Source organism: Rhodoferax sp. LS1R11 (assembly GCF_056521395.1).
In genome coordinates this window covers 556,029-566,797 of record NZ_JBWMAW010000001.1, presented here as the reverse complement: position 1 = coordinate 566,797, position 10,769 = coordinate 556,029, and the positions used below count along the sequence as shown (strand labels likewise).

Sequence of the window (10,769 nt, the reverse complement as noted above, 5' to 3'; positions counted from 1 at the left end):
GGCTGTGCTCCTGTTGTGAACGAGGCCAATTGCCTCAATTCACAACATAGGCACGCACATCCCCCTGTGCAAAACACACACGCCGGCTCGGAGACTACCGCGACAGCGGTTTCGTCCCCCGCAGCATTGCTGCCGATGGACACATTGGTCAGCACAGTCCACAACGGGGGATAATTTTTTGAGCACTGGCAAGGGTCGACCCGGAATCGCTGGCTTTTTGACCCCGAATGACTGGCGCTTTTTCGATCGATAGGGTGGCGTTTTTTGCCGGATCCACGATTCGCCTTTGCCAATGACGAGAATTCAAGCCGAATCAGCCAGCCGCCTTGGTCGCCGTTTCGCTTGCAGCACTTTTGTACTTGCGCTCCAGGCGCTCAAAGACATCCTCAAAATCTGCGCCACGCCCACTGGACGCGCCAGCGTCAATGGCGGTGCACAACTCTTGCAGCGTCAACGAAACACTGACATGTGTTTCGTTGGTCATAGCCTTGGAATCAAGCCCGCCACCCCGCCTCGGCACCCAGCGCCACCTGCTGCGCGCGGCCCAGGGCTTCCAGGGTTTGCAGCAAGAGGGGCAGGCCTTTTTTCCAGGGGCCGCGGCCTTTGAAGCGGGCTTCCAGCGCGGACAGGCTCAAGGGGCCGGGGGCGCTGGCCAGCACCTGGGCGACGGCGCGAACCTGCTCGGGCAGCGTGGCAGGCCAGGCCTGGGCCACCACCGTGGCGCTGACTGGCGCAGCGGCGCCTGCGGCAACTTCGGCGGCCTCGTCGGCGCTATCAATTTGATACTGATTTCCTTGAACAAAATCGCCCGCTAGCGCACGTTGTACGTGCGGGAGCAGCTCTTTATTTGATAGCAATTCTTGTGGATTCTGGAACGCGGGGCGCAGCCAGCGGATGCGGCCTTGCGCCTCTTCGGCGGCGCGCCGGGCGTTGAGGGCGACCAGGTGGGAGAGGATGGTGTCGGTGTTGGCCGCACCCTCACCCGCGGGCAGGCCGTAGGCTTGCGCCACGGCGGCGTCCAGCTCGTCATGCAGGTCTTTGAGCACACCGACCAGCCCTTGGGTGTGGATGGTTTTTTCTTTGGCGGTTAGCGCCCTGCCCTCGCGCAGCGCCTGCAGCACGTTGTACAAGCCAGTGAGCGTGAGCCCCGGCTGACCCAGCACGCGTTTGCGGTGCGCATCGATCTGCTCCGCCAGCGCGGCAATGCGCTCGCGCAGTTCCGCGGTCAGGCCAGTGTCTTCGTCGGGGAAGGGGAAGGTTTCGAAACAGGTGGTTTTGATGTAGCGAGGTCTGTCTTCTAACGTGCTGCCAGTGACCAAAGCCCATTGACCGTGCAAGCTGCTGGACAGCACGCCAAGATGAAAAGCGTCATTGCTTGCAATGCAAATCAGCGCGTCGTCGGCCAAAATTTGGGCATCCAGAAACTGGAACACACGGTGCTTTGCTGTGACGACGGTGGCGATATAACGAGGCAGGCCAGCGAGCGCAGGACGCAGGTCTCTGCGCGGCTCGCCGAACAGCCACCAGTTGTCTCTGTAGGTGGCACGGTTGTTCTGGTCGCGCTCCGGCTTCACGCGATCCAGCAAGCGCTGGTACACAGCCGGGAACCGCTCGCGCACGTTCTCCGCTGTCAGACCAAACAAATCGATCACCATCACTCCCCGCGGCACGTCGGCCAAGTCACGGCCATTGCGGTATTCGCGGATGTGCTGCGCCAAGCCCGGCACGCTGCCCAGCCCCAAGGCCAGCGCCTCTTCCGCCGAGACGATGAACCCCGCGCCGTGCAGTTTGACGCCGGGCGACGAGACAGCGGCATTGGCCTGCAGCGGCACGGCCAACGAGACATTCGCCCCCACACTCAAATCCGCATGAATCAGCCCGGTTTGCTCAATCACAGCCACCGTCACCTCGCCAAACTCGCCGGTGCGCTCGTCCGTCACCGTCATCAACCGCCCCGGCGCGCCACTGCCGCCACGGCCTTCACCCTCAACCACAGTCATCGCAATCCGCACCGCAGCCCCATTCGCACTGTCAACCCAAGGGTGGTCCGCAATGGCGAACACCAGAGACACCGCCCCCGCAGTGGGGTGCGGATTGCCGGTGACCAATTTCGGAGGTTTCATGAGGGCACCGGCAGTCCGCTCCCCACTGCCCGCCAACCCCTCAACCGGCGACGGCAACGGCAACGGCAAACGCAGCGACAAAGGCAAAGAAAAAGGCAAAGCCCCAGACAAAGCCAACTGCACCACCCGCCGGTTAAACGTCTGCCGCAAACTGTTGGTCGTGATCAGCCCCATGCGCCGGGTCTGCCCCACCGCCACCGCAGCCGCCGCATGCGCCCACCAATACATCACAAAGTCGGCGCTCTCGGGCACGTCCTTCCACACCGCGCGCAAGGCCTCCACATAGCCGTCGCCCAGCGCGTCACGCAAATGCTTCGCACCAATGAACGGCGGGTTGCCCACAATAAAGTCGGCCTGCGGCCACGCCGCCTGGCGCGCCTCCAGGTAACGCCACTGCGGCACCAGCGCGGCCTCGTCCGGCACCTGCGCGCCGGTGACCGGGTGGGTTTTAAAAGTGCTGCCGTCCCAGCGCGTGAGCAACTGGCCGTCTTCACCGTGGGCGGGCTCCTGCGCGCTCCAGGCCAGCACGGCGTCACGGTGTTCGATGTTGCCGTAGTCATGCACCACGGGCTCGGCCACGGCGGCGTTGCCCTGGGTGCGAATGTGCCACTGCAGGTAGCCAATCCACAGCACCAGCTCGGCCAGCGCGGCGGCGCGCTCGTTCAGCTCAATGCCGCGCAGCTGCTGCAGGGTGACGGTTTCGCCCTCAAACCCGAGTTGGTCTTGCGTGTGGCCCAGGGCTTCGAGCTGGTTGATCACTTCGCCCTCCAGCCGCTTCAAGTGCTCCAGCGTGACATACAAAAAGTTGCCACTGCCGCAGGCCGGGTCCAGCACGCGGGTGGTGCAAAGCTGGTGGTGAAATTTTTTGACCTCGGCGCGGGCCTCCATCAGTTTGGCGGCCTGGGCTTTGCCGTCCAGCTCACTGGCCTCACGGGCCAGCACCAGCGCGGCGGCCTGGGCGTTGGCCCAGTCGGCGCGCAGCGGCTCTATGACGGTGGGCAACACCAGGCGCTCCACATAGGCGCGGGGCGTGTAGTGCGCGCCCAGGGCGTGGCGCTCGGTCGGGTCCAGCGCGCGCTCCAGCAGGGTGCCAAAAATGGCGGGCTCAACCTCGCGCCAGTTGGCTTGTGCAGCGAGGATGAGCAGGTCGACCTGCTCGGGCGTGAGACGCAGGCTGTAGCCGTCTGAGGCGCTGTTTTTGAAGAGTTTGCCGTTGAACTTGAGTACCGGCTTGGCCAGCGCGGCGCTGAAGCCGCCCACGTCCATGTCGGCCCAGAGCAGGCGCAGCATGTGCTGCAGCGTGGCAGGGTCGTCGCGGTGAGTTTTGAGCAGGCCCAGAAAGCTGCCTTTGGGCAGCAGTTCCACGTCTTCGGCAAACATGCTGAAGAGGCAGCGCGTGAGGTAAGCCGCTACGATTTCAGGAGCTGCCTGCGCACTCTCTACGGGGGCTACAGCCTGATTTTGTATAAATTTTTGATTCGATTCAAGCGACTTGGCCAGTTGCGCCAGCAGCATAGCCACCTCGCGGGTGACCTGGGCGCTGATGCGGGCGGGGTTGAGCCCCTCGGGTTCCAGCCAGATCTGGCGCAGGCGCTGGCGAATGTCGGGTTTGCTCAGGTCGCTCAGCTTGATGCGGTGGCTGCGCGGGTCGGGGAACGGGATGTAGGTGCCCCCACTGCGGCTGAACTCCGCATAGACCTCGATAACGGTGCCAACATCGACCACCAGCACAAAGGGCGGGCGCCCTTCCTGGCCCGGCAAGGCGCGGGCATACCCTTCGCCCTGCGCCCGGGCGCGCAGCAGGCCGTCGTCAAACCCTTTGGTGTGGGCGCCTTGCTTCAGCTTTTTGGCCTCCAGCACAAAGTGCCCGCGCTTGTAGCAGTCAATGCGCCCGGCGCTGCTGGAGCCGTCGCCGTGGCTGAAGGTGACCGGCCGCTCAAACATGTAGTTTTGCTCGGGCGTGGGGTGCGGCTGGTCGACACCCAAGAGGGCGCACAGCTCAATGACAAAGCTTTGCCCTGTGGCCAGTTCACTGGCGGTGACACCAGACCAGCGGGTGATGAAGGTCTGGGCTTTGGCGGTTTCCTCTGCGGTGTGTGTTTGGATGGCGCTGGCTTGAACCGTCAGGTGGGCCGGAGCCTGCGGTGTGTTGTTGGTTTCTCCCATGCGGGGATCATAGGGGCAGGCGCTGCGCGAAATTCATGGCCGGGTAGCGCTGGCAAAGCGCGGCAAAGCCCTCTTCCAGACGGGACTGCCAGCCCGGGCCACGGCTGACGACGTCTTGCCACTGAGCATGCAACAGGTCAGGATCATTTTCCAGCAGGTAATGAATCACAGAGCCCGCCTGGGCCAGGTCTTTGATGGCTTTAAGGCGCATCTCCTGCCTGCGTTCGACAAACACGATCAGCTTGTGCAAGGCGAAACGCTCGGGTTGCGGCACGTTCACCACCACCGGGCCGCTGCGCGACAAGAGTGTGGCTCGCATCGGGGCTTCGAGTGATAGCTCCATGAAGCGCAGGGGTTGCAGCGTGACATTGAGGGCGTCGATATGCACGGGCGTGTCCAGGCCGCGGCCCATGCTGGTCAGGAAATCCAGATCAAAGTCAGGCTCGTCAGTTTTCTTGTAGGTGGTCTGGCTCTGGATGGGCACAAAACCCATTTGCAGTGATTCGATGGCACTGCGGGTGTCAATGGTCAGGTTGCTTGGCAGCGCAATCGAGATGTTTTTCCCGGCATGGGCAAAGTCCAGATCCAATGTCATGCCGCCAGCCTGCCAACGCAAGCCCAGGTGATTTTGGTAGGCCAGAAAGGCATGCGTGCCCACCAGAATACCGCCCGCCCGGAAAAAGCCGTGGTCTGCCAGGCGGGTGATGACTTTGGCGTGCTTGTTGGGTATCTCGCTGCACCCGTATTCAAGGGCGGCCCGCGTCAATTGCCGCATGTGCAGGGTGGCTTGTTGCTGAGCACCGGCCTGGACCGGGCCTGAATGGGCGGCCATCAGCGCTCGGGTTTCGTCGTCGTCCGGCCCGATGTAAGTCTGGATGGGCTTTTGGTCCGCTGACTTGACTTGGTGGTACCAATAGGTGCGTCCGTGAATGGTCTTTTTGGCAAACCCACCCGGCAAATGGGCCACCGAACGGTCCAGTTCAATTTGCTTGGCGGCGACGTCCAGGCCAGCGAAGGCGCTTTGTGCCGCGGTGGATAGCTCTTGGTATTGAAGGCCCACTTATACTTCCTTTTTAATAACAGAAGTATAGTTTGATTCGGCTGAATCAGCATTCGCCACGGCTTGATGCTGCGCAGTTGGTCAATGAGGGTGGCCTGCCTTTAATCATCATTAAAAACTGATGAAACAAGAAATTTATTTGAATTTTCATTATGAATAAGCCTCCCTATAGTCCAGTCCATCACCTCACACCACTGGAGATTTTGAATGGACCAATCAAACCGCTACGCCGACCTGAGCCTCACTGAGGCTGAACTCATCCGAGGAGGCCAGCACATTCTGGTGGCCTACAAGATGAAGCCCAAAGCGGGCCACGGCTACCTGGAGGCCGCCGCCCACTTTGCCGCCGAGTCGTCCACCGGCACCAATGTCGAGGTCAGCACGACCGATGATTTCACCCGCGGCGTGGACGCCCTGGTGTATTACATCGACGAAGCCACGGAGGACATGCGCATTGCCTATCCGATGGATTTGTTTGACCGCAACATGACCGATGGCCGCATGATGATCGTGTCAGTCTTGACGCTGATCATTGGCAACAACCAGGGCATGGGCGACATCGAGCACGGCAAGATTCACGACATTTACTTCCCTGAGCGCGCCATCCAGTTGTTTGACGGTCCCGCCAAGGACATCACCGATTTGTGGCGCATTCTGGGTCGCCCGATGAAAAACGGCGGCTACATTGCCGGCACCATCATCAAGCCCAAACTGGGCCTGCGTCCCGAGCCGTTTGCGGCCGCAGCCTACCAGTTCTGGCTGGGTGGTGACTTCATCAAGAACGATGAGCCACAAGGCAATCAGGTGTTTTGCCCGGCCAAGAAGGTCTACCCGCTGGTGTATGACGCCATGAAGCGCGCGCAGGACGAAACCGGCCAGGCCAAGATCTTCTCGGCCAACATCACGGCGGATGACCATTACGAAATGCTGGCACGGGCCGATTTCATTCTGGAATCCTTTGGCCCCGATGCAGACAAGGTGGCCTTCCTCGTGGACGGTTTTGTCGGCGGTCCCGGCATGATCACCACGGCGCGTCGCCAATACCCGAACCAGTACCTGCACTACCACCGCGCCGGCCACGGCATGATCACTTCGCCTTCTGCCAAGCGTGGTTACACCGCCTTTGTGCTGGCCAAGATTTCACGCCTGCAGGGGGCCTCGGGCATCCACGTCGGCACCATGGGCTACGGCAAGATGGAGGGCGAAAACTCCGACAAGAACATCGCCTACATGATCGAGCGGGACGAGGCGCAAGGCCCGGTCTACTTCCAGAAATGGTATGGCATGAAGCCCACCACACCGATCATCTCGGGTGGCATGAACGCCCTGCGCCTGCCCGGCTTCTTTGAAAACCTGGGCCACGGCAACGTGATCAACACCTCAGGCGGTGGCGCCTACGGCCACATTGACTCGCCGGCCGCCGGGGCCATCTCGCTGCGCCAGTCGTATGAGTGCTGGAAGTCAGGCGCCGACCCCATCCAGTTTGCCAAGGAGCACAAAGAGTTTGCCCGGGCATTCGAGTCCTTCCCGGGCGACTCCGACAAGCTGTTCCCCGGCTGGCGCGAGAAGCTGGGCGTGCACAAGTAAACCGCAGGAGCGAACGCCATGACCGACACCACACCCTACCGGGTCGTCAATCAGCCCTTCTACCAGCCCCAGGCGAATGAAGTGGCTTTGTTTGAGGCGGCCTACACCGCCCGGCTGCCGGTCATGGTCAAGGGACCGACGGGCTGCGGCAAGTCGCGCTTTATTGAATACATGGCCTGGCGTCTGGGCAAGCCACTCATCACGGTGGCCTGCAACGAAGACATGACGGCCTCCGACCTGCTGGGCCGTTATCTGCTGGAGGCCCAGGGCACGCGCTGGCTGGACGGACCGCTGACCACCGCCGTGCGCCTGGGTGCCATTTGTTACCTCGACGAGATCGTGGAAGCCCGCCAGGACACTACCGTGGTGATTCACCCGCTGACCGACCACCGCCGCCAGTTGCCGCTGGACAAGCGCGGCGAGTTGATCAACGCCCACCCGGACTTCCAGCTGGTGATCTCCTACAACCCCGGCTACCAGACCTTGATGAAGGACCTGAAGCAATCGACCAAGCAGCGCTTTGTGGGTTTTGATTTTGACTACCCCGACCCGGACCTGGAAGCGGCCATCGTGGCCCAAGAGACCGGCACCGACCCCCAGCTCGCAGCCCGGCTGGTGACGATTGCAGGCACCGCACGCCGGCTCAAGGGCCATGGACTCGATGAAGGCATCTCCACCCGGTTGCTGGTGTACGCCGCGACCTTGATCAAGGGTGGGGTCAGCCCACGGGACGCCTGCCGCATGGCGCTGGTGCGCCCCATCACGGACGACGCCGACATTCGTGCGACGCTGGACCACGCCATTGACGCGGTGCTGGGGTGAACACCTGGCGCGAACAACTCGATTGCGGCTTCCCGCCGGTCGTGGCGGTGCTGGACGACTGCATGCGCGAGGCGCAGAGCGTGCTCACGCCCGAGGGCCAGACGGCCTACCTTGCAGCGGGCCGTTTCCTGGGCAAGATGGGCCGCGGCGCGGAGCCGGTCCTGATCTTCCTGCAGGAGTGGCCCCAGGTGGCGGTCACCCTGGGGGAGTCGGCCTTGCCGCCCGTCATGGAGACCCTTCGCGCCATGACAAAGTCGCCCAACGGTCGCGCCATCGCGCCCTTTTTGCAGTCGCTTGCGGCCGTTGCACGGCGCCTGGCGTCACAAGAACAACTGCAGCGGTATCTCGATTTGAGTCTGCGTACCATGGAGCGCACCAGCGGCTCCATTCATGGCATTCACAAGACCTACGCCAGCCCCGGCCTGCCTGATTTCTTTCAGCAAGCGCCTTACCTGCTCAGCCAGCTGTCCATCGAGGGACTGGGCCACTGGGTGGACTACGGCGTGCGCAACTACGGCCATCACCCGGAGCGCCAGCGCGATTACTTCTGCCTGCAGTCGGCCGACAGCCGCGCCGTTTTACAGCGCGAACGCCACGGCACGCTGCTGGTGGACAACACCCGCCAACTCGATCTGTACCTGCTCGGCCTGTGGCAGATGGCGGACCACCTCGTGCCCTATTCCACCGGCTTCGACGAATTGCGCCAACCCGTGCCCTACTTTGACAAGCTGGGCATTCGCCTGCCGGATGTGTATGACGAACGCCAGGGCATCAGCGGGTTGAACCGCTACCGCGCCGCGCTGGCCCACATGGCCGCCCACCGGCGCTGGAGCCGCGCCATCTTTGCCGACAACTACAGCCCGTTTCAACGCCTGGCGATCGAATTTTTTGAAGATGCGCGGGTGGAATGGCTGGCGATGCGCCAGTACCCCGGTCTGCGCCGCATCTTTGCCGCACTGCACCCTGTGCCAACAGAAGGTGCATGCGACCCGGCCACCCACTCCTGCCTGCGCCACCGCCTGGCCATGCTGTCGCGGGCCTTACTGGACCCGTCACACGGCTATGCAGATGCCGATCTGAACCACTTTGTACAGCGCTTTGCTGCGCTCATGGCGCAAGGCGACTCCAGCACCGAAGCCGTGGCAGGTCTGGCCCTGCTCTACGTCGCAAAGACACGCATCCAGAGTGACCAGTTGCCCAAAACCTGGTTCACGGACACGGAAATCGACTACCGGGACGACAACCGCCATTTGTGGAAATACCATGAGATGAGCGACGACGAGGAGATGTTCGAAGAACACCGCGTGAACACCGCCACGAACGAGAGCCGGGGCCTGCCACCGCGCCATTACCCCGAATGGGACTACACCAGCCAGACCTACCGGCCGGACTGGGTCAGCCTCTATGAGCGGCTGCACCCGTCGGGCAACCCCGCTGACATTGACCAGTTGCTGGACAAGCACAGCGTCCTGGCCAAAAAACTCAAGCGTCTGCTGGACCTGCTCAAACCCCAGGACAAGATGCGCGTTCGATACCAGGAAGAAGGCAGCGAGCTGGATCTGGATGTGGCGCTGCGCTCCTTGATCGATTTGAAGAGTGGCGGCCAGCCCGACCCGCGCATCAACATGAGTCACAAGACCGATGGCCGCAGCATTGCAGTCATGCTGGTGCTGGACTTGTCTGAATCCCTGAACGAAAAAGCCGCAGGCTCGGCGCAAAGCATTCTTGAACTCAGCCAGGAAGCCGTGTCTTTGTTGGCGTGGTCAATCGATCAGTTGGGCGACCCCTTTGCGATTGCCGGTTTTCACTCCAACACGCGCCACGATGTGCGCTACCTGCACATCAAGGGCTTTGGGGAGCGCTGGGGTGATGAGGTGAAGGGCCGCCTCGCGGCGATGGAGGCAGGCTACTCCACCCGCATGGGCGCTGCCATGCGCCATGCCGCGCACTATCTGGGTGCCCAGCAAGCCGACAAAAAGCTGATGCTGGTGCTGACCGACGGCCAACCCTCGGACGTCGATAGCCATGACGAGCGAATGCTGATTGAAGATGCGCGCCAGTCCGTGCGGGAGCTCGATCAGCAAGGCATTTTCACCTACTGCATCAGTCTGGACGCCAAGGCGGATGGGTATGTGAGCGACATCTTCGGGCGCCAGTACACGGTGATTGACCACATTGAGCGCCTGCCGGAGCAACTGCCAAAGCTGTTCATGGCCCTGACACGGTGAACGGGTGCGCGCCAGACGTTATGAGGCTTCTGCGTGCGCAATCTTCACAATGCATTGCGCGATTTCTTCCGGCGACAAGACAAAATCGATGCAGCCGGTGTCAATCGCACTTTCGGGCATGTCGGGCTCGCTGGCCGTGCTCAGCTTTTGCGCAATCGTGATGCCACCAACGGCTTGAATGCCACACATGGCGGCCGCACCATCGCCGTCCAGCCCGGAGACGATCACGGCCACCAGCTTGCCATCCCAGAAATGGGTTAACGACTTCAGAAAAACCGTGATGACATCAGGCCATCCCCGGGGCTTTGAAATGGGCATCAGATGGAATTCACCGTCAGCGATATGCAGGTCCCGGTTGGCGGGAATGATGAATACCCGGTTGGGTTCGATCCGCAAATCTTCCGTGATCAGGTCAACAGGCATCGGGGTGAAACGTGGAAGCACTTCATGCAGCTGGGTTGGCATGATGGTGATGTGGTTCACGATGACGATCGCCACCCCCATGTCCGCAGGAAGGTGCTTCAAGAGGCGAATGTAGGCGTCAAGCCCGCCCGCCGAGCCGCCGACACACACGATCGGAAAATCCCGTACTGCGGGCCCAAGTTGCGTCGATTTGAGGTTCATGGTTGTAGGTTCAGGCTTCCAACGGTCAATGGCTAAGTGTTCTTGAATACCGCGTGAGCCTGTCTGTGATCTTGGGCGCCTGCCGACAGCCGGTCAAGCAGTCCAACACGACACTTCACGTCAGAATTGACCTACATGACATCGCAGACATGCATCCAG

7 protein-coding genes are annotated in these 10,769 nt (G+C 61.8%); 3 read left to right on the top strand and 4 right to left on the bottom strand.

Annotated features, from left to right (window positions below):
* Nucleotides 1-313: 313 nt before the first annotated feature.
* Genes AC097N_RS02720 through AC097N_RS02710 form a run of 3 tightly spaced genes read right to left on the bottom strand, consistent with a single transcriptional unit; the run spans nt 314 to nt 5,349 of the window.
* Nucleotides 314-484, bottom strand: coding sequence for a hypothetical protein (locus tag AC097N_RS02720; RefSeq protein ID WP_479579177.1), 171 nt, complete (start codon nt 482-484; stop codon nt 314-316).
* A gap of 10 nt (nt 485-494) precedes the next feature.
* The gene (locus tag AC097N_RS02715) at nt 495-4,289 is read right to left on the bottom strand and encodes a class I SAM-dependent DNA methyltransferase (RefSeq protein ID WP_479579176.1); all 3,795 of its coding nucleotides are present in this window, start codon (nt 4,287-4,289) and stop codon (nt 495-497) included.
* A 7-nt stretch (nt 4,290-4,296) separates the two neighbouring features.
* Nucleotides 4,297-5,349 (bottom strand): GSU2403 family nucleotidyltransferase fold protein, encoded by a 1,053-nt coding sequence (locus AC097N_RS02710; protein WP_479579175.1) that lies wholly within the window; start codon nt 5,347-5,349, stop codon nt 4,297-4,299.
* Between the two features lie 207 nt (nt 5,350-5,556).
* On the opposite strand from AC097N_RS02710, the gene AC097N_RS02705 reads away from it, so the two are divergent.
* The 3 genes from AC097N_RS02705 to AC097N_RS02695 are packed head-to-tail and all read left to right on the top strand — an operon-like array spanning nt 5,557 to nt 9,986.
* Nucleotides 5,557-6,936: a ribulose-bisphosphate carboxylase gene (locus AC097N_RS02705; protein ID WP_479579174.1), complete on the top strand. Its 1,380-nt coding sequence runs from the start codon at nt 5,557-5,559 to the stop codon at nt 6,934-6,936.
* Between the two features lie 18 nt (nt 6,937-6,954).
* A complete protein-coding gene (locus tag AC097N_RS02700) occupies nt 6,955-7,758 on the top strand; it encodes a CbbQ/NirQ/NorQ domain-containing protein (protein ID WP_479579173.1) in 804 nt (267 codons plus the stop codon).
* A complete protein-coding gene (locus AC097N_RS02695) occupies nt 7,755-9,986 on the top strand; it encodes a nitric oxide reductase activation protein NorD (protein ID WP_479579172.1) in 2,232 nt (743 codons plus the stop codon). The genes AC097N_RS02700 and AC097N_RS02695 overlap by 4 nt, the downstream gene beginning before the upstream one ends.
* An 18-nt stretch (nt 9,987-10,004) precedes the next feature.
* Here the strand turns inward: AC097N_RS02695 and AC097N_RS02690 are convergent, their stop codons facing one another.
* Nucleotides 10,005-10,610 carry a chemotaxis protein CheB gene (locus AC097N_RS02690; RefSeq protein ID WP_479579171.1) on the bottom strand — a complete coding sequence of 202 codons (606 nt, stop codon included), beginning with the start codon at nt 10,608-10,610 and terminating at the stop codon, nt 10,005-10,007.
* Nucleotides 10,611-10,769: the final 159 nt, after the last annotated feature.

Bases quoted from the DNA above. Each gene is read 5' to 3' on its own strand.
- AC097N_RS02720 (WP_479579177.1), bottom strand. From the start codon at position 484: ATGACCAACGAAACACATGTCAGTGTTTCGTTGACGCTGCAAGAGTTG.
- AC097N_RS02700 (WP_479579173.1), top strand. From the start codon at position 6,955: ATGACCGACACCACACCCTACCGGGTCGTCAATCAGCCCTTCTACCAG.
- AC097N_RS02705 (WP_479579174.1), top strand. From the start codon at position 5,557: ATGGACCAATCAAACCGCTACGCCGACCTGAGCCTCACTGAGGCTGAA.
- AC097N_RS02690 (WP_479579171.1), bottom strand. From the start codon at position 10,610: ATGAACCTCAAATCGACGCAACTTGGGCCCGCAGTACGGGATTTTCCG.
- AC097N_RS02715 (WP_479579176.1), bottom strand. From the start codon at position 4,289: ATGGGAGAAACCAACAACACACCGCAGGCTCCGGCCCACCTGACGGTT.